General features: G+C 66.9%; 12 protein-coding genes. 7 read left to right on the top strand and 5 right to left on the bottom strand.

Annotated features, from left to right (window positions below; genetic code table 11):
- The first annotated feature begins 40 nt into the window (after nt 1–40).
- From NA11_RS12245 to NA11_RS12235, 3 genes are read left to right on the top strand one after another with little or no spacing between them, the layout of a single operon-like run.
- Nucleotides 41–1,327, top strand: coding sequence for a SidA/IucD/PvdA family monooxygenase (locus NA11_RS12245; protein WP_069161973.1), 1,287 nt, complete (start codon nt 41–43; stop codon nt 1,325–1,327).
- A gap of 41 nt (nt 1,328–1,368) precedes the next feature.
- Complete coding sequence (locus tag NA11_RS12240) at nt 1,369–2,310, top strand: methionyl-tRNA formyltransferase (RefSeq protein WP_069161972.1); 942 nt, start codon at nt 1,369–1,371, stop codon at nt 2,308–2,310.
- A 24-nt stretch (nt 2,311–2,334) separates the two neighbouring features.
- Nucleotides 2,335–3,438, top strand: a complete 1,104-nt coding sequence (locus NA11_RS12235) for an AMP-binding protein (protein WP_141717543.1) — start codon at nt 2,335–2,337, stop codon at nt 3,436–3,438.
- Between the two features lie 100 nt (nt 3,439–3,538).
- Here NA11_RS12235 and nbtC read toward each other — a convergent pair whose 3' ends face one another.
- Genes nbtC through NA11_RS12220 form a run of 3 tightly spaced genes read right to left on the bottom strand, consistent with a single transcriptional unit; the run spans nt 3,539 to nt 9,933 of the window.
- Nucleotides 3,539–7,783: a nocobactin polyketide synthase NbtC gene (gene nbtC, locus NA11_RS12230; protein ID WP_439957063.1), complete on the bottom strand. Its 4,245-nt coding sequence runs from the start codon at nt 7,781–7,783 to the stop codon at nt 3,539–3,541.
- A 55-nt stretch (nt 7,784–7,838) separates the two neighbouring features.
- On the bottom strand, nt 7,839–9,158 hold the full coding sequence (locus NA11_RS12225) for a beta-ketoacyl [acyl carrier protein] synthase domain-containing protein (protein ID WP_069161969.1): 1,320 nt from the start codon (nt 9,156–9,158) through the stop codon (nt 7,839–7,841).
- Between the two features lie 16 nt (nt 9,159–9,174).
- Nucleotides 9,175–9,933, bottom strand: a complete 759-nt coding sequence (locus tag NA11_RS12220) for a thioesterase II family protein (protein WP_069161968.1) — start codon at nt 9,931–9,933, stop codon at nt 9,175–9,177.
- A gap of 321 nt (nt 9,934–10,254) precedes the next feature.
- Here NA11_RS12220 and NA11_RS12215 point away from each other — a divergent pair, with 321 nt between their 5' ends.
- Both NA11_RS12215 and NA11_RS12210 read left to right on the top strand, forming a co-directional pair.
- Nucleotides 10,255–14,820: a non-ribosomal peptide synthetase gene (locus NA11_RS12215; protein WP_069161967.1), complete on the top strand. Its 4,566-nt coding sequence runs from the start codon at nt 10,255–10,257 to the stop codon at nt 14,818–14,820.
- 14 nt (nt 14,821–14,834) lie between these two features.
- Nucleotides 14,835–19,922: a non-ribosomal peptide synthetase gene (locus tag NA11_RS12210; protein WP_069161966.1), complete on the top strand. Its 5,088-nt coding sequence runs from the start codon at nt 14,835–14,837 to the stop codon at nt 19,920–19,922.
- Nucleotides 19,923–20,049: 127 nt separating this feature from the next.
- Here the strand turns inward: NA11_RS12210 and NA11_RS12205 are convergent, their stop codons facing one another.
- Nucleotides 20,050–21,420 carry a SagB family peptide dehydrogenase gene (locus tag NA11_RS12205; protein ID WP_069161965.1) on the bottom strand — a complete coding sequence of 457 codons (1,371 nt, stop codon included), beginning with the start codon at nt 21,418–21,420 and terminating at the stop codon, nt 20,050–20,052.
- A gap of 27 nt (nt 21,421–21,447) precedes the next feature.
- Complete coding sequence (locus tag NA11_RS12200) at nt 21,448–22,431, bottom strand: ABC transporter substrate-binding protein (RefSeq protein ID WP_069161964.1); 984 nt, start codon at nt 22,429–22,431, stop codon at nt 21,448–21,450.
- A 172-nt stretch (nt 22,432–22,603) separates the two neighbouring features.
- Here NA11_RS12200 and NA11_RS12195 point away from each other — a divergent pair, with 172 nt between their 5' ends.
- A complete protein-coding gene (locus NA11_RS12195) occupies nt 22,604–24,397 on the top strand; it encodes an MFS transporter (protein ID WP_084654548.1) in 1,794 nt (597 codons plus the stop codon).
- A 50-nt stretch (nt 24,398–24,447) separates the two neighbouring features.
- Nucleotides 24,448–25,512, top strand: a complete 1,065-nt coding sequence (locus tag NA11_RS12190; protein WP_069161963.1) for an MAB_1171c family putative transporter — start codon at nt 24,448–24,450, stop codon at nt 25,510–25,512.
- The last annotated feature ends 44 nt before the right edge of the window (nt 25,513–25,556 follow it).

The following is a 25,556-nucleotide window of genomic DNA, read 5'->3' as shown; positions in this document are numbered from 1 at the left end:
GTGGCTGTGCGCTGGCTCGGAAGTTGGATAGGAGAAACCGGTGGACAGACTCCTGGTGGTCGGTGCAGGTCCGAAGGCCATGGCCGTCGCGGCGAAGGCGCACGTGCTGCGCGAACTGGGTTTGACCGCGCCGCGGGTGACCGTGGTGGAACCCCATGCGGTGGGTGGCAATTGGCTGCCGAGCGGTGGCTGGACCGACGGTAGGCATCGGCTCGGCACCAGCCCGGAGAAGGATGTCGGCTTCCCGTACCACTCGACCTGGTCGCGCGGGAACAGTCACGCGATCGACCGCGCGATGATGGCGTTCAGCTGGACGTCGTTCCTGGTTGAGCGGGGCACCTACGCCGAGTGGGTGGACCGTGGCCGTCCGCATCCGCAGCATTACGTATGGGCCAAATATCTGCAGTGGGTCGCGAAGAAGTCCGGCGTCGAACTCGTACGCGGTTCGGTGCGTACGATTTCCGGCGCGGCCGACGGCTGGCTGGTCTCGGTGGTCGACGCGGACGGCGCGGCGACCGAGATCGCGACCGACCGGCTGATGATCACCGGGCCCGGCCAGAGCGGCCGCGCGCTGGCCGAGCATCCGAAGGTCTTGAGCATCGCGAAGTTCTGGGATCTGGTCGCCCGCAGGCGATTACCGGTCTCCTCCCGCGCCGCGGTGATCGGCGGCGGCGAAACCGCGGGCTCGGCGATGGACGAGTTGGTCCGCCACGATGTGCTGACCGTCTCGGTGATCTCGCCGGGCGCAACGATCTACACCCGTGGCGAGAGCTACTTCGAGAACACGATGTACAGCGACCCCGCCAAGTGGCGCGCGCTCAGCCTCCAGGAACGGCGTGATGTGGTCCGGCGGACCGACCGCGGCGTCTTCTCGGTGCGGGTGCAGGAGAGCCTGCTCGGTGACAGTCGAGTGCATCACCTGCAGGGCCGAGTCGTGCGGGTCGCCGGGCAAGGCGAGGGGGTCGCGCTCACGCTGCGCAACGAGCAGCGTTCGGATCGGGTGCACGCCTTCGACCTGGTGGTCGACGCCACCGGTGGCGAACCGCTGTGGTTTCTCGAGATGTTCGACGCGGACGCGGCCGATCGGGTCGAGCTCGCGCTCGGTGGGCCGATCACCATGGATCGCCTCGAGGCGTCGATCGGTCACGATCTCGCGGTGTCGGGGCTCGACGCCAAGCTCTATCTGCCGAATCTGGCAGGCCTGGCGCAGGGGCCCGGATTTCCGAATCTCAGCTGCCTCGGCGAGCTTTCGGATCGGGTGCTGGCCTCCGGGCCGAGCAGCGCGCGGGCGGCAGCGAGGTCGACCACCACGACCGCTGTTAGCTAGGCTAGGCTAGCCTTACTCTCGACAAGGATGGGGCTCGGTTCATGCGCATCGTATCGTTCGGTTTTCAGACCTGGGGCCGCAAGACCCTGCAGGCGCTGATCGACTCGGAGCACGAGGTGGTGCTCGCGGTCACCCATCCGGCGAGCGCGCAGTCCTACAAGGCGATCTGGTCCGACTCGGTCGAGGAACTGGCCAGGGAGCACGGCATCCCCGTGCACCTCACCGAGCGGGCCGACGCCGCGACCATCGACCTGGTCAAGCAGGCCGAGCCGGACGTCATCGTGGTCAACAGCTGGTACACCTGGATGCCGCCGGAGCTGTATCAGCTGCCGCCGTTCGGCACGCTGAACCTGCACGATTCGCTGCTGCCGAAATTCACCGGCTTCTCACCTGTGTTGTGGGCGTTGATCAGCGGCGCGCCCGAATTCGGCCTTACCGTGCATCGGATGGACGAGCAGCTGGACACCGGCGACATCCTGGTGCAACGCTCGCTGCCGATCGGGCCGACCGCGACCGGCACCGAGCTCGTCGAGGCGGGCATGGAGCTGATTCCCGGCGCGCTGCACGAGGCGCTCAGCGCGCTCGAAGCCGGAACGGCGAACTGGCGGCCGCAGGACAAGACCGCGCGCACCTACTTCCACAAGCGCTCGGATCGGGACAGTCGCATCGACCTGTCCTGGAGCGCAGTCGATTTGGAGCGCTTCGTGCGCGCGTTATCGGCGCCGTATCCGCGCGCGTTCAGCTACTACCGGGGCGAGCGGATCGAGATCCTGGCCGCCGAGGTGTCTACCGCCAGATACGGCGGCACCGTGGGCCGGGTGGTGGTGCAGGAGGGCGGCGGCGCCGTGGTGTGCGGTCCCGACCCGATTCGCGGAAACAACAACGGGCTGGTGATCACCCGGGTGCGCACCGCGGACGGGACGGAGCACTCGGGTGCCGAGTTCTTCACGCGCGGTGGATATCTCACCGACGTGCCGGAGTAAGCAGGGGGAGCGGTGTTACTTGCGTTGACCGCCGAAGATCGGCGGCGAGTACTCGGCGAATGGTCGACCGGGGTGGAACTGTCGGAGGTGCCGGGCATCGCCGAACTGATCCGGCGCGGCCGCAGCATTCCCGGCATGCGCACCGCGATTCGGTACGGCGCCGAGACCCGCACTTACGGTGAACTTTTCGGGCAGCTCGACCGGGTGGCACCGCACGCGACAACGCACGGTGCGCTGGTCGATCAGCTGATCCGCTCGACGCCGTTGCTCGGCAACCGGGATGTCGCAGGGAGCGCGATGCACGCCGTGATCGCCGCTGGGCACGCTGTCGTCGGCGCTGGGCAGGCGGTGGTCAATGCCGTCCATGCGGTGGTCGGGGTCGGGCATCCGACAAGCGGAACCAGGCCTGCCACGGCAGGCTTCGCACTGGCCGCGGCCATCGCCGATCGCCGCGCGGTGGCGGCCGAACAGCGCTGCAGGCCAATCGATCCCGCGCTCCGCGCGGCCGATGTGCGCCTGCTTGCCGCTGCATGGAACGCCACCGATACCACGGTCGAGCTGCTTGCCGCCCTCGCCGACGGCGCGACGTTGATCGTCGCCACCCCGGCGCAGCTGGCGGATCCGACCGCGCTGGTCGAGCTCATCGAGGCCTACCGGGTCACCCACGTCGTTGCCACACCGGCCACGGTTGCTCGGATCGCGGCCGACGCGGGCATGCTGCCGACCGTGCGGCGCTGGGATGTGACCGGAACCGCCACGACCCCAGGACTTTCCGCGCGACTCCAGGCCGTTTCGGCAGGCTCGGTGACCACCATCTGCTACACCGCGCCCGTGTACGCGGGCGCAGTGGCCCGCGGCCCGCTCGACGACACCGGGCGCACCCGCCCGATCCCCGGAGCCAGGGCGCTGGTTCTCGACGAAGCACTGATGCCGGTGCCGCCCAATGTGGTCGGTGACATCTACATCGGCGGCGCAGCCCTCGACGTGGAGAACTCGGATGCCGCACACCGATTCGTGGACGACCCGTTCGAGCCTGCCGCCCGGCTGTTCCGCACCGGCGATCGAGCGAGCTGGACCCCGGAGGGTTGGCTGGTCGTGGCCGAGGCGCTCCGCTTCGCGGTTGCCTAGTCCCCCGACCTACCTCTGTTGACCTGCTGAATGCCGAGCTGTCCGAGGAGAATTCCCCGGACAGCCCGGCACGGTCCACCAGGCGGTCTCGACCTACCTTCTAGTCACGCACGGCGGCGAAGATCCGCTGGTCGAGCGGGTGCAACGGATGATCCGCCGTCGGCAGCACGAGCATCGGCGTGAAGCCGGCCGCGACGAGCTGACTTTGCCACTCGTCCTCGGTGAGGAAGATCCGCGCGCCGGCCCGGATATCGTGTTGCCCGGGATGCGGCTGACCCGGCGCGGGCGACATGAGGAACTTCATCGACGTCAGCACCGGATAGGTGGCGCGGCACGCCTCGATGAAGACGACTGCGCCGCCGGGATCGAGTACATCGTGCAGCGCACGCAGTGTCTGCCCGATGTGCCGTGCGTTGTGCAGCACATTGGCGCCGAGCACCAGGTCATAGCGTGCTTCCGCCGCGAAACCGTCGTTCATGTCGACGATTCCGTAGCGCATCCACGGATAGTCGGTGAACCGTTCCTGTGCCGCGCCGAGGAAGTACGTCGACAGATCGGTGAAGTGGTAGTCGACCGGCAACCCGGACAGGCCGGCCGCCACCTCGGTGGTCGTGCCACCGATGCCTGCTCCCAGTTCCAGGATGCGCACCGGCGAGCGGTCCCGCTCGATCCGCGCCGCGATGCCGGAAACTACTTCGCGGGCAGCAAGATTGAGGTATCGGCTGATGATGTTCTCGCGATAGGCGGCCTCGGCGGTGAGCATGTCGCCGTCGGGAAACAGCAGTTCCTGCACGCGCACCCGGTCCTGGGCGAGCGCCGTCAGCTCCTCGTCGCTGCGCTGCAGGAAGGTCGCGAATTCGACCGAGTACCCGAGATCGGCGCACACCGTGAACAGGTCCGGCCGGGTCGGTGTCGGCACCGCCCCGGCAACCCGATAGCCGTGACTCGGGTCGGCGGCGAGGCAGCCGTGCTCGGTGAGCACGCCGAGCCAGCGGTTCAACAACCAGCGGTGCCGCGGCGTGAACTCCAGACGCGTCATGATGTCGTCGACGGTGTGTGCGGCTCCGTCGCCGAGTGCCGGATCCAGCGTCCGTACCATGGCACGCAACCCGAAGAGGTCCAGATCGCTTCGGGCGGAGCGGATCTGAGCGGCATCCAGGTCGGCCGGTACCGCGTGCTCGGCCGTTTGCCGTGCCCGCTCGGCGATGTCCGCACGGGTCGGTACCGCCGATGGACGGGCTGCCGCCGGTGTGATCGGACTCGGTGCCGGTACCGGGGTGGCCTGCGCCGCGGCCTCCGACCGGCGCGGCTGCCCCGGTGACCGCACCTGCACCGTGCGCACGATCTCATCGACCGACGCTCCGCCGAGCAACTCGGTGACCGGCACGTCGTGGTCGAACGCCGCCTTGACCCGCCGACGGAAGTCGAGGGCCTGCAAGGAATCCAGGCCGATCGCCACCAGCGGCCGGGTGGTGTCGATGGTGGTGATGTCGTCGACACCGAGGACGTCGGCAAGCAACCGGGTCATCCGTTGCGGCAACTCGGCCTGCTCGACCGTCGCCCGGTCGGCGGCAATCGGTTCTGCCGCCGCGGCCGCGGCCGCCGAGGCCGCCAACGTGGACAGCACCGGACCGTAGCCGTAGGCGCCGAGCACGGAGTGTCCGACAGCCCAATCGAATGCCGCGACAACCGCATTGCGACGCAACCCACCCAGTCCAAGGGTGATGGCATCCGCAGAGGGCATGGGAAGGTAGCCGACGGCTGCCAATTGTGCTGCATCGGAAGAACTTTGATTCTGATAGACGCCCCACTGCCCCCACTGCACCGAGACGCAGTCGGTACCCTCGGCCCGCACCCGGTGCGCGAGCGCGTCGAGCATCCGATTGGCGGCCGCGTAGACGATCTTGCCGCGACCGCCGAGTGTCGCCACGAGCGAGGAGCACAGCACCACCTGGCAGTCGTCCGCGCGGTCCAGCGTGTCGAGCACGTTCGCGATGCCGACAAACTTCCCACGCAGCGCAGGGAGCACCAGTTCAGGGGTGATGTCCGACAGCTCGACCGCAACGATGTCCGAATAGTCGGCGGCCGCATGAATGATCAGATGTGCAGGCGCATCACGAGTTTCGTCTGCCAGCAGGCGCGCGGCGGCCGCGTCGCCGACATCGCAGGCGACCACCCGGATATCGGCGGAGCCGGACTCGCGAATCCGCGCCAACCGCTCGGTGACCGCCGGGCTCGCCCCCGACCTGCTCACCAAGGTGATCCGCCGCGCATGGTGTTGCGCGAAGTGGGCGCAGAATTCGAGTCCGAGGCTGCCGGTGCCACCGATGATGACGATGTTCTCGGGCCTGCTTGCGTGCAGGACCGTCTGGTCGGCCTCGATGAGCCGCTTGGCATACAGACCGGCGCCCCGCAGTGCCAGCTCCGATTCGCCCGCAGTGTGCAGTGCCATGGTGATCGCGGCGGCCGCGGCTGTCCCCGTTTGTTCCGGAGCCAGATCGAGATGGCGGAACGCGACGCCGGGATGTTCGGTGCCGACACAACGGAAGCCGGCACTGGCCGCGGCGTAGACCGGATGCGGCGGTGCGTCGTCGGGCAGCACCGCCTCGCCGCCGACGGTCACGAGCCAGCAGGTGGTGACGTCGTCGGTCAGTCCTGGCCACCACCGCCGGGTGCCGAAGAAGTCCGCGGTCGCGTCCGCGGCGGCGGCAGCAGTGGCGTCCGGCAAGCCGGGAAGCAGGATGACGAGAGTGTCGAGACCGTCTCGGTCGCTCTCGGTGTGCGCGTCGATCAAGCGTGCTGTCGCACCGTGATCGACCGCTTCGGCGCACAGCCCAGCGGCCAGTTCGGCACACTCACCGGTGTGGTCGATGATGCCGATCCGACGTGGCGATACCAGTGAGCGCCGAACCAGCCTGGTCCAGTCCTCGACGACCAACTGGGTAGTGGCCGTGCTCGTTTCGGCAACGGGCTCGACGACGGGGGCGGCAACCTCGGGGACTGCGACGGTGCCGGGTCGAGGGGCGCCGGAGTTGTACGGCAGCCACAACGACACGTCGTTCATCACGACATTCGGAAAGTCGCGCAGCGGGAGTCGCACGGCGCCAGGAGATTCCACGCGCAGGCTGTCCCACCGATAGTCCAGGTCGTTGACGGCGAGCAGCGCGAGATTCCTGGCGAATTCACCGAGGTCGGCTGCGGTTCGGCTCGAGGTGCCGACAACCAGTGCATTCTGGTCGGATGCGCAGGCGCTCAGGTTCTCCTGGATCGACAGCTGCAGCGTCGGATGGTCGGCAAGCTCGACGAAGGTGTCGATCTGCTTGGCCGCCGCCGCCGCGATGGCCTTGTCGAATCGGACGGTGTTGCGGAGGTTCCAGAACCAGTACTCGCCGACCGGCAGGTCCGTGGTGATCGAGTCACCGAGCGTGGCTCCGAGACAATCGATCTCGCTGTCGAGGAAGTATTCGTTGGTCAGCTGCCGCCGCACCGCGTCGCGGACGTCGTCGCGAAACTCGTTGACCAGGTTGGTGTGTGCCGGATAGCGCACGCGAATCACTCGCGCGAAGGTGCCGCGATCGGCGAGGGTGTCTACGATGTCGTGCACCGTGTCGCGCTCACCGGAGATTCCCACCATGTTCGGTGCGTTGATCACCGAGACCTGTGCCCACCCCGACCGGCGCGTGAGTAGTGCTTCACACTCGTCGCGGTCGGCGGCGACCACTGCCATCGCGTAGGTGTCGGAGGAGATCTTCTCGACGGCGCGCGCCCTGGTGCCGACGATGAAGGCCGCGTCGGCCAGCGTCATCTTGCCCGACACGTAGGCGGCCGCGATCTCGCCCTGGCTGTGCCCGATGACGGCGGTGGGCACGATGCCGACCGCCTGCCACATCGCGGCAAGCCCGACCATCTGCATGAACAACGCGGGCTGAACCACCTGTGCGCTGTCATCGGCCGGAACATGCTCGTCCAGTAGATATTTCAGCGGTGACTCACCGAACAGCCCGTGGAACGTTTCGTCGCAACGATCCACTGCGGCGCGGAACGCGGGTATGGACTCGTAGTAGAGCCTGCCCATGCCTGGGCGCTGGCCGCCCTGTCCGGGGAACACGTAGGCCAGCGAGCGGGCAATGGCCGGTGCGGTCGTACGCACCACAGCCCGATGCTCGGTGTCCTCGGCGATCGCGTACAGCGCGGCTAGCAGCGTCGCTCGATCGGCGACCATCGCCACGGCCCGGTTGCGTCGCGCGACCCGGGTGCGAAACAGCATGTCGGCGATGCGCTGTGGGGAAATCTCGGGATGATCCGTCGCGTAGCTGAGCACGGCGGCCGCTTCTTTGCGCAGCAGGCCGGGGGTTTCTGCCGACAGCAGGACCGGGACGGTGCCGTCGGGCAGTTGGTAGCTAGAAATCGTCACTCTCCTCACGAACGGGCATCGCAATGATTGCGTGGGCGTTGGATCCGCCTGCGCCGAACGAGGAGACGGCGCCGTAGCGCACGCCGTTCGTCGGTTCCCACGGTTCGAGCTTGGTGGCCAGCCGCAGATTCGAACGATCCCAGTCCACTCGGGTGGTGGGGTTTTCCGCGAACAGGCTGGGCGGGATGTGGCCGTGCTGGCCGGCGAGGAGCACTTTGATCAGGCCCAGAATCCCGGCGGCTGCCTGGGTATGTCCAGCGTTCGACTTCACCGAGCCGACCAGCGGGGCGCAATCCCCACTGCCATAAGTGTTTTGCAGCGCGGTGAGCTCGGCAGGGTCGCCTGCTCTGGTTGCGGTGCCATGGCCCTCGATCATGCCGATCGCACCGGGGTCGATCCCGGCGATCTCGATGGTGCGGCGGATCAGTCGTTCCTGCGCTTCCGCACGCGGGACCAGGATCGGTTTGCCTTTGCCGTTGTGGTTGGTGTGGGTGGCCAGGATGCGGCCGTATACCCGGTGCCCAAGCGCCCGGGCGCGCGATTCTCGTTCGACGAGGATCGCGCCCGCCCCTTCGCCCCACAGGGTGCCGGTGGCGTCGTCGCTGTAGGAGCGGCAATGTCCGTCGGTCGAGAGTGCGTTGTGTTTGGCGAACTCGTAGAACGCGATCGGCGACCCCATCACGCACACGGCGCCTGCGATCGCCCACTCGCACTCCCCGGCCCGCACCGCCGACGTGGCCAGATGCACGGCGGTCAGGGAAGACGCGCAGGCAGAGTCAACGCACATCGACGGACCGATCAGACCGATGCCGTGCGAGATCCGGCCCGCGACACCCAGCTGTCCGAAACCGACGATCCGATGCCCGCTGTAGGCGTTGACCTCTCCGCCGCGGGGGCCGTACTCCATCGGCGAAACGCCGATGAAGCATCCGCCGTCCGCGCCGTCGAGGTCGCCAGGGTTGAGTCCCGAATTCTCCAGCGCCTTCCATGCCACTCGCATGCCGACCCGCTGCTGCGGGTCCATGGCGATGGCTTCGCGTTGTCCGATGCCGAAGAAGGCCGGGTCGAATTCGGCTGCGCCGTTGAGGAATCCGCCCGCGTCGCAGACCTTTGCCCAGCCGTCGATCCTGGACAGTGTGAGGAGATCCTCGAGCGGCCAGCCGCGATCGCGCGGAAACGGCGTGATCAGTTCCCTGGCGTCCGCGAGTGCAGACCAGAAGGCGCTGGGGCTGTCGATTCCGCCGGGTGCTTCGACGGCCATTCCGGAAATGACAATGGGATCCGGGTCTTGCGCCGTCGATGTCATTGCTGATCCTTGTGATTCATGCGGTCTGTTCGTGTTCCGCGTTGGCCGCAAGCAATTCCGCGATCGCGTCGACGTGATCGTTCAGATAGAAGTGCCCGCCCTCGAAGATCGTGACGTCGACGTCGGCACTGTGCGAACGCCAGCCATAGAGATCCGACATCGTGACGATCGGATCGTTGTCGCCGCAGATCGCATGCACCCGCGCCGAAATTTTCACCGATTCATCACATGAATATGCTTCCGCCGCAGCGTGATCGCTTTTGATGACCGGAAGCGTCATTTTCATGACCTCGGGATTTCCGAAGACCGCGGTATTCGTGCCCTCCAACTTCGCCAGGTGCGCGAGCAGTTGGTCGTCTTCCTTGGGCGTGCGTGGTTGATTCACCGCACGCGACGGGGCGACCGCCGCCGAAATGGTGAGCTGCCGCACAGTAATTCCCGCAACCTCGGCGAGCCGGGCGAACTCGAATGAAACGAGTGCGCCCATGCTGTGGCCGAAGGTGGTGATCGGTACGCCTCGGTTGTACGGCGAGGTCTGGAACTCGGTGAATGCGCCTGCGGCGATCTCATGCAGTGAAGTCGGTGCAGGCTCCTTCACCCGGTCCTGCCGCCCGGGGTATTGCACCACCGCGACGTCGTAACTCGCACTGAACGCCTTGGAAAACGCACGGTATGCCGACGCGCCGGCTCCTGCGTGCGGAAAGATTAAAAGAGGAAGGCGCTCAGGCGAATTCGGCCTGTGGAACTGTCTGATCCACGTCGGTCGATGTTGCATCTACTACTCCGCATCTCATTTGCGCCCACTCGACGATCTGCACCTGGGTGGGACGAGCGCGTCGAGCAGTGGGACCGAATCCTCGGCTCTCGGCTAACCCGTTGCATCGGGCGCTCGAGCCGTAGATAGTAGGTAAGGCTATCATAACTTAGCGGCGGGACTGGGCGGTAGTTCAACCCTTGTGGCCACTGTCGCCGACCTCGTCACATAGCCTCGACTATGATTTGCATAGGCTAACCTAAGTAGCTACTTTGAGCGAGCCTGGCGACATCGGATTCGACGCACTGATGTCCCGAGATCGACGGCTGAGGAGTCCGCTTCATGTCCGAGAAGAAGCAAGTGCCTGCGGCCGAGCAGGATTCGGCGCGGTTGCCGGAAATCGAGGACGTGCTCGCGCTGAGTCCGCTCCAGGAAGGCCTGTTCTCGCTGGCCAAGCTGGCAGGGACAGGCGACCTCTACTTGATGCAGTTCGTCATCGAGATCACCGGTCCGGTCGACGTGCCGCTGTTGCGGCGCAGCGTCGAGGCGGTGTTGCAGCGGCATGCCAACCTGCGCGCGGTCTTCTGGGATCGGGACCTGCCGAAGCCGGTCCAGATCGTGCCGACGTCAGCGGAGCTGCCGTGGTTCGAACGCAGCGCAGACACAGCGGAATTCGCGGCGATCGCCGACGCTGAGGGCCGCACCGGCTTCGACCTCGAGCGCGATCTTGCGCTGCGAGTCGTGCTGGTCACGCTCCAGGACGAGTCACGGCGGATGATCGTGACCGCCCATCACATCCTGATGGACGGCTGGTCGCTCGGGGTGTTCTTCCGCGAGATCTACGCGGCATACGAGGCGGGCGGGTCCGCCGACGGGCTGCCAGCGGTACGGCCCTATCGCGACTACATCGGCTGGCTGGCCGCCCGCGACCACGCGGCAATTCTGCGCACCTGGTCCGACTATCTCGGCGACGTCGAACCGCTCATGCTCGGTGACCGCTCGATCTCCAGGGTCAACACGATCGTGCCGATCGTGCACAAGCGCACGCTGGACGCGGCGCGAACCGACGAGCTGCGCCGATGGGCGGGCGCCAACGGGCTCACCATGAACACCGCGGTGCAGTACGCCTGGGCGCTGGTCCTCGGCAGGCTCACCGACCGCCGCGATGTGGTGTTCGGCACCACCGTCTCGGGACGGCCCGACGAACTGGCCGGGGTCGAGTCCATGATCGGCCTGTTCATCAACACCGTTCCCGTGCGCATTCGGCTGGACGACCCGGCCGCCCCGCTGAGCGGCGTGGTGCGCAATTGCGCACGAGTGCAGCGCGAATCGGCGGTCATGCGCGACATCGGATATGTCAGCCTGTCGGCCGTGCAGCGCGCGGGCCGTGGCGAGTTGTTCGACACGCTGTTCGTGTTCGAGAACGCACCGGTCGCCGACATGCTGCGGCCGATCGCCCTCTCCGATGGCACCGAGTTCCAGGTGACGGGATCGCAGGGCCTCACCCATTACCCGCTCGCCGTGGTGGCGTATCTGCTCGAAAGCGAGTTGACGGTCGTTGTCGAAGCCGTGCCGGCACTGCTCGGTGCGCTTCCGGTCGAAAACCTTGCCGACCGGCTGATTTCGGTGTTGCTGCAATTGCACACCATCGGCGATGCGGGTCACGACGCGCTCGATGTCTTGCTGCCGAACGAGCGGCCGCACCTGCCTGAGCTGCCCGCGCCGGACGCCGTCGGGGTATCGGTGCCCGAGCTGTTCGCGCGGCAGGTCGCGGCAACGCCAGATGCGCTCGCGCTGACGACCGAGCGTGATCGGTACACCTATCGTGAGCTCGGCGACGAAGCGGACAGGCTGACCGCGGTACTGATCGAGCACGGCATCGGTGCGGAAGACGTTGTTGCCCTTGCCCTACCACGTTCGGCCCGATCGATCGTGGCGATCCTTGCCGTACTGGCCGCCGGTGCCGCGTATGTTCCGGTGGATATCGAGCTGCCCGCGGCGCGCATCGAATCCATTCTGCGCCAATCGCAATCGCGCCTCGTGCTCGTCGACGGGGACAGCGTCGCGGTACTGGACGCCGTCGAGAACCACCCGCCCGTGCTGGCACTCGGTCGTCCGCTCGATGCCGCGACCAGGTCCGCACCTTCGATCCATCGCGCGCAATCCGCCTACCTGATCTTCACCTCCGGTTCCACCGGGGAACCCAAGGGTGTCATCGGCACGCACGCCGCCCTGGCCGCCTATTTCGCCGATCACCGCGATCGGATCTACCGGCCCGCGGTCGCCCGCCTCGGCAGGCCGCTGCGCATCGGCCACGCGTGGTCGTTGAGCTTCGACGCGTCCTGGCAGCCGCTGATCGGGTTGCTCGACGGCCATACCGTCCACCTGTTCGACGCCGAACAGATGCGCGACGCGCAGGCGCTGGTCGACAGCGTCATCGGGCAGGAAGTGGACATGATCGACACCACTCCGTCGATGTTCACGCAGTTGGCCGCCGCCGGATTGGTCGACGAGCACGGCAACAGCCCGCTCGCGGTGCTGGCGCTCGGTGGCGAGGCCATCGGTGTTCCGCTCTGGAAACAGTTGTGTGCCTTGCCGAATACCGAGGTATTCAACTGCTACGGGCCTACCGAGACGACGGTCGAGGCGGTGGTTGCCGCGGTCTCCGACGCGGCAACGACGCCGACCATCGGCACGCCGACCGCCGGGATGACCGGATACGTGCTCGATTCCGGGCTGCGGGCGGTGCCCGACGGCGTGGTCGGCGAGCTGTACCTGTCCGGCGCACAGGTGACCCGCGGTTATGTGGGTAAACCAGGCGGTACCGCCGACCGATTCGTCGCGGATCCGTTCCGTCGCGGCGAGCGGATGTATCGCACCGGAGATCTGGTGCGATACTCACCTTCTCGTGCGCTGACCTACCTGGGACGCGCAGACGGCCAGGTGAAGATTCGGGGCTACCGAATCGAATTCGGTGACATCGAAACCGCATTGCTTGCCGTGCCGGACGTCGCCGCAGCCGCCGCGATCGCGGTGCGCCGGGTCAGCGGTCCGGTGCTGGTCGCCTTCGTCGTCGGCGCGGACGTCGCCCGGGTGCGCGCCGATATCGCGCATCGCTTGCCCGGGTACATGATTCCGCAGCGCATCCTCGCGGTCGAGCGGCTGCCGGTGACCTCCAACGGCAAGCTCGACGTCCGGGAGTTGGATGCGATTGCCAAGGAAGCGCTGTCTGCGGGCGGCACTTCCGCGCCGAGCACCGAAACCGAACGCAGACTGTGCGCTGTGGTCGCCGCACTGACCGGCGGCGCTGAGCCGGGTGTCCATGACGACCTGGTCGAATTGGGTCTCGACAGCATCGTGGCGATCTCCCTGGTGAACGCGTTGCGCCGGAAGGGAATCGAGACCAGCCCGCGGATGGTGCTGACCGCGGGCACGATCGCCGCGCTCGCCGCACAGATCGACGCGGGCTCGGCAGCGCCGCGCCTGACCACTGCTGACGACTTCGGGGTTGTCGGCCCGGTGCCAACCCTGTCGTGGATGCACGAACACGGTCGCTACCGCAGGCTTTCGCTGTCCACGCTGCTCGAATTGCCCCCAGGTGTCGACCTGGCCCGGCTGACCGCCGTCCTGCAATCCTTGCTCGACGGTCACGACTTGCTTCGGTCCCGGTTCGTCGACACCGAAACGGGATATGAGCTGCACACCCGGGCTCCGGGTGCGGTGCGCGCCGCGGACATCGTCACCAGGGTCGAGGGCGGCACCGACTTCCCGGCGACCCTCGCTACCCATGCACGGGCAGCCGCAGAGCAGATCGATCCGCGCACAGGCGATCTGGTGCGTGCGGTGTGGTTCGAGCGGACCGATACGCGCGACCTGCTGCTGCTGTGTATTCATCACATCGCCGTCGACCCGGTCTCTTGGTACATCATCTGCGCCGACCTCGCCGACAGCTGGGCGCAGCTGGTCGAGGCGGATTCGACCGTCGTCACACCGCTGTTGCCTGCGGAGTACACCGGCTATCGCAGCTGGGCCGAACGCTTGCACGCCCGGAGTGGAACTCCGGAAGTAGTAGCCCAACAAGACTATTGGGTGCGCGAGACGACCGGTCCCGATCCGGCGCTCGGTAAGCGCAGACCCGATCCCGCCACCGACAGTCTGTCTTCCTACCGCATCCACGCCGTGCCCGCGTCGGTCGAGGCGACGGCAGCGGTGCTCGACAGTCTCACCGGTGGTCTCGGTGTGCGCGAGTTCTTGCTCGCCGCTCTCGCCATCACGCTGACTACCTGGCGCGTCGAGCGCGGTGAGGATCCGACGGGCGGTGCCTATCTCGCCATGGAGGCACACGGTCGCGAGGACACGACGCTCGGCGCCGACATCGACACCACGCGTACCGTCGGCTGGTTCACCAGCGTGTTCCCCGCCCGCTTCGGGGCAGGCACGGACTATGTGGATGTCGCTGCCGCACAGGCCGATCCAGCCAAGGCGCGGGCGCTGCTCGATTCCGTCGTCACCCGCCTGGCCGAAATCCCCAGCAACGGAATCGATTTCGGCGTGCTGCGGTATCTCGACGAGGTGCCCGAACTGGTCGCCGCGCCCGAACCTCAGGTGCTGTTCGACTACCTCGGGCGGCTCGACCTCGCAGGCGGACCCAAATCCTGGGCGCCGGTCACCGATTTCGAGCTGTTCGAGAGCCTGCCGACGGCGCCGGAACCTGACTTCCCGCTGCGCTACGCGATGGACGTGATCGCGGGTGTGCATGCGGCCCCGGGGGGCCCACAGCTGGTGACACTCCTGCGTTGGAGTGACGCCGTATTCACCGAGTCCGATGTGCATCGGCTCGGTGAGATCTGGGCTGCTGCCGCGACCGCGCTCGAACGCGCGTTGTCGCCAAGCGAGCTTCCACGTTGATCCGAAGGACGGCCATGTCAGAAGATATTCTCGAGCGTCGAAAGCGGCTGCTGCAGCAGCGCCTGCGTCAGGAAAACCTGCAGGCGCCCGCGCCGACGTCGGTGCCTGCCAGGCGCGGTACCGACCCGAGCCCGCTCTCCGACGCGCAGCGCCGGATGTGGTTCGTGCAGCGGCTCGACCCCGATGACACCACGTTGAATGTGTGCCTCGCCTATCGCCTCGACGGAGCGCTCGACGCCGGGCAGCTGCGCGCCGCGAGTGCCACCGTCATGGCGAGGCACGAGATACTGCGCACCACCTACCTCGTCGATGAGGCGGGTGAGCCGTACCAGGTTGCCGTCGAGGACGCCGAATTATCCTGGCAGGAACACGATCTCACCGACCTTGCGGAAGCGGCGAGGCAGCGCAGGACCGAGGTGCTGGCCCGGCGTGAGTTCGCCAGGCCCTTCGATCTCTCGGCCGACCTGCCGCTGCGGATGACACTGGTGCGCACCGGTGCGACCGAGCATGTGCTGATCCTGGTGGTGCACCACATCGGCTGGGACGACGACTCGTGGCCGGTGTTCTTCGCCGAGCTCAACGCCGCCTACCGCGGCGAGGCGTTGCCCGAGCTCCAGGCCCAATACGTGGATGTCGACGCCGCCACCCGCGCGCACAAAGACACCGCTGCCGATCTGGACTATTGGCGCGCTGCGCTGACGCCGCTGCCGGAGCGCCTGGAGTTGCCCGGCGGGCGCGCGGCGCGGAGCCGGTCGAAGAACGCGGACCGGGTTGTCGTGCCGCTGTCCCCGGAGCTGCAGGACCTGATCACCGCTATCGCGCGGGAGCATGCGGCGACGCCGTTCATGGTGCTGCTCGCCGCTTTCGACGCGGTCGTGCGACGCTACACCGCGAGCACGGACTTCCTGGTCTCGGTTCCGGTGACCAACCGTGCGGGCCGCGACGCGGAGCCGCTCATCGGGTACTTCGGCAATGCGGTGCTGATCCGCGCCACCGGTGCGCACGCGCAAACCTTTGCCGCGCTGCTCGATGCGACGAAGGACACCTGCGCGGGTGCCTTCGCTCATCAAAGCGCCGGGGTCGACGAGGTGATCCGCGCGATCAGCCCCGACCGGGTCGCCGGGCGGGATGCCATGGCGGAGCTGGTCCAGCTCAGCTTCAGTATGCGCAGTGCCGCAATCGGATTCGATCTGCCCGGCGTCGCGGCCACCGAGCTCCCGCTCGGCAGTACCGTTGCCGAGGACGAGCTCGGCCTGATGGTGGTGTTCGACGACGCGGGTGCGCGGATCGAGGCGACCTACCTGGTCGACGCGCTCGACGAGCATCTCGTCGCCCAGTTCCTCGACCATTACATGCAGCTGCTCGACAGCGCGCTGCGAGAGCCGGACCGGCGCCTGTCCGAGATCGACATCCTCGGCGCAGGCCGCGCCGATGTCCTTGCGGTCTCCTACAGTGAGGTCGTCGACGAGCCGGCCACCACCATGGTCGCCATGTTCGAGGCGCAGGTCGCGGCAACACCCGAACAGATCGCCCTGATCTCCGATGACATCGAGCTCACCTTCGACGCGCTGAACCGGCGCGCGAATCGCTTGGCGCACTGGCTGATCGGGCAGGCAATCGGCGCCGAAGACATCGTCGCGATGCGGCTGGCGACCTCCGTCGAGTTCGTGGTCGGCATTCTGGCGGTGCTGAAGGCGGGCGCGGCATACCTGCCGATCGATCCTGCCTATCCAGCCGACCGGATCGACTACCTTCTTGCCGACGCCCGTCCGGCATTGGTGCTCGACGCCGCGGAAACGGTTGCGGCGGAGAACGCGGCGGCAGGTTTGGCCGAGACGAATCCGGTTGATACCGACCGGAATACCCCGCTGCATCCGTCGAACACCGCGTACGTGATCTACACCTCGGGTTCCACCGGCAAGCCGAAGGGTGTGCCCGTTCCACACGAAGCGATCGCCGAGCACCTGTCCGGCTTCGTCGCGCAGTGGAGCATCACCGCGCAGGACCGGGTCCTGCAGTCGACCTCGGTGAGCTTCGACGCCTCGCTGCTCGACATCTTCGTCACGTTCGTGGCGGGCGCCCGGGTGGTCATCCCGAAACCGAACGCCTACCGTGACATTCCCTACGTCGCGGATCTGGTTACTCGCCACGATATTTCGGTGCTGCACATGGTGCCGTCGATGCTGGCGACGTTCCTGCTGCTGCCCGAGGTCAACGATTGGCACACGCTGCGGCACGTCCCGGTCGGTGGCGAGGCACTACCCGGCGAGGTGGCGGATCGTTTCGCCACCCTCTTCGATGCGGAGCTGCGCAACCACTACGGTCCCACCGAGGCGGTGGTGTCGTCGACGCACATGACCGTCGACGGGCCGCAGGGCACCGGTATCGTGCCGATCGGCATCCCGAATCGCAATGTCTACCTGTACATCTTGGATGACGCCCTGCAACTGGTGCCGAGCGGCGTTGTCGGCGAGATCTATCTCGGCGGCCGTCAGCTCGCTCGCGGCTATCTGCATCGGCCAGGGCTGACCGCTGAACGGTTCGTCGCCGATCCGTTCCAACCGGGTGGACGGCTCTATCGCACCGGCGATCTCGCCCGTCGTGACGCGGCAGGCATCATCGAATTCATCGGCCGCGCAGACGAACAGGTGAAGGTGCGCGGACACCGGATCGAGCTGGGCGAGGTCGAGGCCGCGCTCACCGACTACCCTGCCGTCGCACATTCCGTGGTGGTGGTGACCGAGCACGAGTCGCTGGGGCAGATCCTTGCCGCCTACCTGGTGCCTGCGCCCGGCATCGAACTCGACGTCGCGGCGGTGCGTGCACATGTCGCCCGCACCTTGCCCGAATACATGGTGCCGATGGCGTTGACGACCATCGACGAGATCCCGTTGACGGCGCACGGCAAGCTGGACCGGGCCGCGCTACCCGTGCCTGAGCTGGAGACGGCCCGCGCCTATCGCGAGCCTGCGACGCCGACCGAACGTAGGCTGGCCGAGCTGTACGGCAAGCTGTTCGAGCGCGAGCGGATCGGCGCCGACGACTCCTTCTTCGAGCTCGGCGGCCACTCTTTGCTTGCGGCACGGCTGATTTCGATGATCCGCGCCGAGTTCGGCGTCGAGATCGACATGCGAGTGCCGTTCGACACTCCGACCGTCACCGGGCTGGCCGCACACCTCGTCGCGCGGTTCCTCGACGAGTTCGGCATCGATATCGACGAGATCGCCGCGGCGGACGACGCGGTTGTCGAGCCTGCCGACACGGCCGCGGAGGCGAGGCCCGCTGGTCGGCCGCCGCTGGTGCGGCGAGACCAGCACGACCGAGTGCCGCTGTCCTACTCACAGCGCGTGTACTGGCTGCAGCGGCGGCTCGAGGGAGCGATCGACGGCGAGAACGTCGCATACCCGATTCGTCTCGACGGCCCGCTCGATGTCGAAATCCTCCGTGCTGCCATCGATGACGTGGTCGCACGGCACGAGTCGCTGCGGACCACGTTCCCCGAACACGAGGGAACGCCGTACCAGCGGGTGCATCCGGCCGGACCGGTGCCGATGCCGATCGTCGAGCAGGCAGGCGACGCGAACGATGCGCAGGCGTGGCTCGACGCCGAGCTGGCCGCCGACTCGGCCTACGTCTTTGATCTGCAGACCGAAGTCCAACTGCGACTGCGTCTTCTGGTCCTCGGCCCGCAGACCCACGTGCTGTCGATCCTGATGCACCACATCATCGCCGACCATCGCTCCTGCCAGATCTTCGTCGACGATCTCACCCGCGCCTACCGGGCCCGGGTGCGCGGCGCGGCACCGGACTGGCCCGAACTCGCCATCCAGTTCAACGATTTCGCGGCCTGGCAGCGTGAAGTATTCGACCGGGCACCCGGCCATGGTGCAGTCAGTCCCTACGGCCAGGGCCTGCTCGATTACTGGCGGGAGGCCTTGGCCGGGCTACCGGACGAGATCGCTGTCGCGCACGACTACCCACGTCCGGCCGTGCTGGGCCGCAACGGCGAGAGCACCACTCGGGTTGTCCCCGCGGCTATCTGGCAGCTCGCCAAGGCGCGGGCGGAGGAGGCCGGTGCGACCGACTTCATGCTCTGCCAGGCCATGAGCGCCATCACCCTGCACCTACTCGGTGGCGGCGACGACTTGGCCATCGGCGCCGCCGTCGCCAACCGGCTCGACGAAACGACCAATGACCTCATCGGTCTTTTCGCCAACATGGTGGTGCTGCGCAACGACCTCTCCGGCGACCCGACACCACGCACCGTGCTCGGCAGGGTCAGGGACGCGGCGCTGGACGCGATCACCAGACAGGGCGTGCCGTTCGAGCGGTTGGTCGAGGCGCTCAATCCGCCGCGCACGCTGTCACGCAACCCGTTGTTCCAGGTGGTGATGCACTTCCGAGATCGGATGCGGCCCAACGAATTCAGTGCGGACGGCGCCACGATCGTGACCAGTATTGCCAAGCACTACGAGGTCTCGTTCATGGACTTCCACTTCGACTACACGGCGGAGGCCGACGGGAGCCTGACCACCCGCATCGTGGTGAACTCCGATCTCTACCGGCCCGCCACCGGTGCGGTGTTCGCCGACGTGCTCGCGCGGGTGATCGAGGCCGTCGCCACCGAGCCCGATCAGCTGGTCAGCGAGCTCGACGTGCTGCCTGCGGGCTGGGACACTGCTACCTCCGTTGTGCGACAAGCCGGTACGGATGCCGCGGCTGCCGCGGACAGCGAAATCGTCAGCGGACCACCGCAGACCGATACCGAACGCACCTTGGCGACGATCCTCGAAGAGTTGCTCGAGATCACCGACATCGATCGGGCGGACGGCTTCTTCGCGCTCGGCGGCGACAGCGTGATCGCGATCCAGTGGGCGACCAGGGCCGGCGAAGTCGGCTTGCCGATGGCTCCGCAACTGGTCTTCGAGCACTTCACCATCGCGGAATTGGCTGCCGCGGTGGACGATGCGATCGCGAATCCGCCTGCTGAGACGGAAGCGGACGAGGCGCGTGCCGACCGCCATCACGCACCGATGTCTGCGTCCGGGCTCGACGAGGACGCATTGGCGGCGCTGCGCGACTCCTGGTCGGCGCAACGCTGAATGATTGTGCCGTAAGGCATGATCGGCGGCCGGTCTCGGTTCCGGCCGCCACCACGAAACGAGGTCCCGACATGCGTCGGGACCTCGGTTTCGTGGTCTGCCTATGGGTTTTGCTGCCCGGATGGCCTCAGCCCGGTGCGGGTGCACCGAGGATCATGCTGCCGACGCTGCACTCCGCTAGCTCGTCGACACCGGCCGCGGTGGCGAAAGCTGCAGTGTCGCCGAACCCTTGGGCGCATGCGCCGAGGCCCATGGCGGTCGCCGCCAGGTAGATCGTCTGCATCAGGACACCGACGTGCTTGAGCATCGCGGCGTAGGCGACTTGTTCGTAGGTCCACATCACCCGGCCGGACCTGGCCGCCATCACGAGCAGCAGTTGCGGCTCGGCGCCGTCGCTCACGGTCGCCGACGTCGATTTCAGCAGGCGAACCACCGCAGACGAATCCGCTGCGGCGACGGGCCGAAGCACATGGTCGAACGAGTCGTAGTGGTACATCCCCGGTGGCAGGCCCGCGACATTGCGCACCACCGGGTAGAGCTCGAGCTCGTAGACGCTGCCGCCCGACGGGTAGGGCCGCGAGACCAGGACTTCGTCCTCGCCTGCGGGCCGGGTACTTCGGGTTCGTGCTGTGCGATAGAGCAATTCGGCCAGCTGATCGAGTGTCATCGGTCGGGCGTCGTCGAACGACCTGGTCGACACCCGGTCCTCGATGACGGTCGTCAACGTCGGGTCTGCGAGCCGTTTGGCCGCCAAGTCGGGCGTGGACAGCGCGACGGCCTCGCCCGGATAGTTCGCTTTGCGGGCGGGTGGCTGCGGGAACTGTCCCTTGCCCCACTTGGTCGGGCCGAAGTGCTCCCAGGTGACGATGCGTTCGCCGAGCGTGCTGCGGCGATGGAACCACAGATCCGGCGCGTTCCAGCTCCGCGTGCGGAAGGCCTGGTCCTCGGCGTCGACGGCCAGGAAGCCGCACCAGTAGAGGTCCGCGGCGAACTGCTCGACGATGCCGTCCGGTAGGGCAGTGCCGGCGAGTGGCCCGTCGAGCAGTGCGAGCAGTCGCGCATCGTGGATGCGCAGATCGCCCCAGCTCATCGGGTGTTCGAGCACGAAGCCCTCGGTATCACGATGCAGCACAGCGAATTTCGACAACGTTGCCGATGCGGGCAGCGGAGCAGGCGGTCGCGGCGTCGGCTGTCCGAACGGGCGGATGCTGTAGAGGTCACGCGCGCCGTCGCGCACCGTGACCGTCAGCCAGCCGCCGGTGGTGAGCCGGTCGATCAGGCCTGCGACGTCGGCGCCGCCTGCCGCCGTTGCCAGCTCTGGCAGCGTCGCTGGGCCGCGGTTCAGTGTTTTGAGCGCTTGGAGTTGCCCGGCGGCGAGGCCGGTCAGCTTCTCGTTGCGTGGCGGATTCAGCAGTACTGCGGCCACCGGTGTCGTCAAACAGGTGACATCGTCACGCAGCGCGAACCTGGTGTCGTCGGGATAAGTGACGGTGGGCAAACGACATACCTCCGCGTACCGTGTCGCCTACTTCGCCGCTGCGGCGAACGCGGGAGCGAGCTTGTCCAGGATGTAGACCGTCGACAGCGAGGTCGGCTGGTTGATCGCGGTGATCTCCTGCGTGGTGAGGAATACCACCGACCCCTTCTTCACCGCGGGCAGGTCGTTGTATCCCGGCAGCTGCTTGTACGCGTTCTCCAAGCCGGGGGAGTAGCCGGCCAACAGCAGGTCGGCGGTGAGCTGGTCGGCGCGCTCCGGCGAGAGCTGCAGCCTGCCACCGCTGGAGGGTTGGTCGGTGAGGTTCTTCGGGATGCCCATGCCCAGCTGGGTGAATACCTTTGCGGAGCCGTCGTTCACGTCGGTCAGCACCATCAGCATGGTGGGACCACCGAACCAGGTGCTCGCGAAGGTCTTGCCCTTCAGGCCGGGATTGGCTGCGGCGATCGCCTCGACCTTCTTGTCCACGTTCGCGATCACGGCGCTCGCGTCGGCCTCCTTGTGCAGCACCTTGCCGAGGGCGGTCACCTGGTCCTGCCATGGGTTGACGGCGGCTTTGCCGAGGCCGGGCACAGTCGGTGCGATCTTGGACAGATCGTCGTAGTTCTTGCCCTGGTCGCCGATGAAGGCGTCGACCAGAATGAGGTCAGGCTCGAGCGCGGCAACCTGTTCGGCGATATTGCCGGTGGCGCTCAGCACTTTCGCGGACTCGAGCGACTCCGGTTCCCAAGGCGGTGTGTTCTGCGAGACGATCGCGATGTTGTCGATGTAGCCGACCGGAGTCACGCCGAGCGCCAGTGACGCGTCGAGCCACTGGTTACCGAGCGTGACGATCTTCTTCGGGGTGCCGGAGATCGTGGTTTCCCCGCGCGCGTGCTTGATCACGACCGACTGGTCACCTGACCCCGCATCGTCACTCGACGATCCGCACGCGGTGACGCCGAGGGCGAGCGCGCCGGCCAGCACGGCAACGGCCGCGCGCGTCCAACTGCGGGATGCTCGAACACTCTTCATCGTTGAATCTCCTTCATCGGGGACCGACCCCGACTCGGCGCCCCTGCGAGCCGAACCTGGAATTTAGTCAGCCAAGGCTAACCTATTTTGTCCAGGCTGAGACCCCTCGGTCTTGATCGTTACATCAGCTAACTATATAGTTTGCGTAGATAACCATTCGCGAGGGGCTGCCGTGACGATTCCATCCACAGATCTCGATCTGGGCGAAGTGTCGACCATCCGCCGCAGGCTGCGGTACGACCGCGACCATCCGCACTACAAGTGGATCGTGCTGACCAACACCACACTCGGGGTGTTGCTCACCGCGATCAACTCGTCCATCGTGCTGATCTCGCTGCCCGCGATCTTCCGTGGCGTCGGACTGAACCCGCTCGAGTCGGGCAACGTCGGCTACCTGCTGTGGATGCTCATGGGGTACCTCCTCGCGACCGCCGTTCTCGTGGTGATGTTCGGCAGGCTCGGCGACATCTTCGGCCGGGTCCGCGTGTACAACATCGGCTTCACGGTGTTCGCGTTCTGCGCGCTCGCGCTGTCCTTCGATCCGTTCCACGGTGGCGCGGGCGCGATGTGGATCATCATCTGGCGGGTGATCCAGGGCGTCGGCGGCGCGATGCTCACCGCGAACTCGGCGGCCATCCTCACCGACGCATTCCCCGCGAAGCAGCGCGGCACCGCGCTCGGCATCAATATGGTTGCCGCCGTTGCCGGTTCGTTCCTCGGCCTGATCATCGGCGGCGTGCTCTCGGAATGGGATTGGCGCGCGGTGTTCTGGGTGAGCGTGCCGATCGGCATCATCGGCGCGATCTGGTCCTACCGCTCGCTGCACGAGGTCGGCATCCGGTCGGCGGGCAAGGTGGACTGGGCGGGGACCATCACCTTCGGGCTCGGCCTCACCGCGTTGCTCACCGGCATCACCTACGGCATCCAGCCCTACGGCGGGCATGCCACCGGATGGACCAGTCCGTTCGTGCTCGGCTCGGTAGTTGGCGGCCTCGCACTGCTGGTGGCGTTCTGTGTGGTCGAATCCAAGGTCGCCGACCCGATGTTCCACCTCGGCCTGTTCCGCAATCGCGCCTTCGGGTTCGGCAACTTCGCCAACCTGATGGTGTCCATCGGACGCGGCGGCATGCAGTTCATGCTGATCATCTGGCTGCAGGGCATCTGGTTGCCGTTGCACGGCTACAGCTTCGAATCGACACCGCTGTGGGCAGGCATCTATCTGCTCCCGCTGACCGTGGGATTCCTTGCCGCAGGACCACTTTCGGGGTGGCTGTCGGATCGCTACGGATCGCGGCCGTTCACCACCGGCGGCGCCGCGCTGGCCGGAGTCACCTTCGTGCTGCTGCTGATCCTGCCCGTGGACTTCAACTACTGGATCTTCGCGGCGATCATCGTGCTCAACGGCATCGGAAGCGGGCTGTTCTTCTCGCCGAACACCGCGGCCATTATGTCGAGCGTGCCCGCCGCGCAACGCGGCGCGGCCTCCGGCATGCGCGGCACGCTGTTCAACGGCGGCAACGCGTTGTCCATGGGCATCTTCTTCTCGCTGATGGTCGTCGGGCTCGCCGCGAGCCTGCCCTCGGCGCTTGACACCGGGCTGCGTGCCCAGGGCGTTTCCGCCAGCGCCGCGGGTGAGCTGGCCGGCATGCCACCGGTGGCCAGCATGTTCGCCGCCTTCCTCGGCTTCAACCCGATCAAGGAATTGCTCGGGCCCACCGGGGAATTGGACAAGCCAGGAGTGAACGCCGACACCCTGACCGGTCAGGAGTTCTTCCCGCACCTGCTCACCGGGCCGTTCCACGCCGGCCTCGTCGTCGTTTTCGTCGCGGCCGCGGTGATGATGTTCCTGGCTGCCGTCGCCTCCTACTTCGCGGGCGACAAGTACGTGCACGACGAGGGGGCCGAGCTCGCCGAGGCCGACGAGTTGGCTGCCGAGCGCAGGGGCGCGCCCGTTCCCGCAGGATGATCGCCGTCGGAGTTGATCGGCCATAGCCGTCGGCTTTACTGTCGACATCGATGACCGCAATTCCGTATTGGATCGTGATACCGGCCGTTGTCCTGGCCATCACGGTTGTCGTCGGACGTTGGGTTCTGGTCAACGACACGGCCATGGACCGTCGCATCAATCGTGGGCTGACCTGGTACGTCGTCGCGATGGTGCTGTATGGGTCGATCGCGGCACTCGACATGGACGATCTCGCGGAACGGTTGTTCCTCGGCTGCGGCGTGATGATCGGTGTCAATGTCGTCGGCTTCGCGCGCACGCTGAACGGCGGTGACGCGCACACCGAGCCGCGCGGGCAACGGTGGTACGACCTGATCGCCGCAGTGGTGGCGGTGACGGTGTTGGTCGGCCCCGCGTGGGTGTTCCCCACCGTGTGGGTGGCTTTCGAAGTGCTGATGGTCTTCTCGGCCGTATTGATCGCGCGCGCATGCATTCGGGACTTGCGGGTCGAGGGTGGCACGCCCGCCGAGAAAATGGCGTACTCCTGCCTGCTCATCGTGGTCATCTACTGGATGTGTTCCGGCACGCTCGTGATCGTGCGCGCGCTGTCCGGGATCGCACCGCAGGATCCGGGCATTGCTTGGGTGGTGATGGCCTCCGCGAGTTTTGTGGTCCTCGCCGCGCTGATCGCGGTTCCCGTGGTAATCGCCCTCGCGGCCAGGATGGGATGGGACCGGAACGGGCGTGCCTGTCGCAGGCTGAGACCGCTGTGGCTGGACCTGACCTCGGTGGTGCCGGAGGTGGTGCTGCGCCAGGAGCGACCCCGCGAGCCCGGCTCTCGCCTGTACCGCATGACGGTCGAGATCCGCGACGCCGTGCTCCACCTCAGCAGGCACCATCTCCCCGATCCCGGTGTCGGACATGACCTTCGAGCGATGACTGTCAGCGCCTACGCGCTCTGGCTCGCACACGCCGTACAGAGCAAAGCCGACGGCAATGCCGCGGTGGTCGATCCCGCGCGTGCCGTCCCGCTGCCCGACACGCGAGACCACACCACAGAACTGCGGAGTTTGCTCCGCCTAGCACGCGAGTGGCCGACCGCCCGCGCTCGCGCTGCGGCGCTCGCCACCCGCTGAACAACGCTTCTGCTTGGCGGGATTCTCGCCCGGTCCTATTGTCA

The sequence above is a fragment of the Nocardia altamirensis NBRC 108246 genome, from assembly GCF_001612685.1.
GTDB lineage: Bacteria > Actinomycetota > Actinomycetes > Mycobacteriales > Mycobacteriaceae > Nocardia > Nocardia altamirensis.
This window is presented reverse-complemented; position numbering and strand designations above follow the sequence as displayed.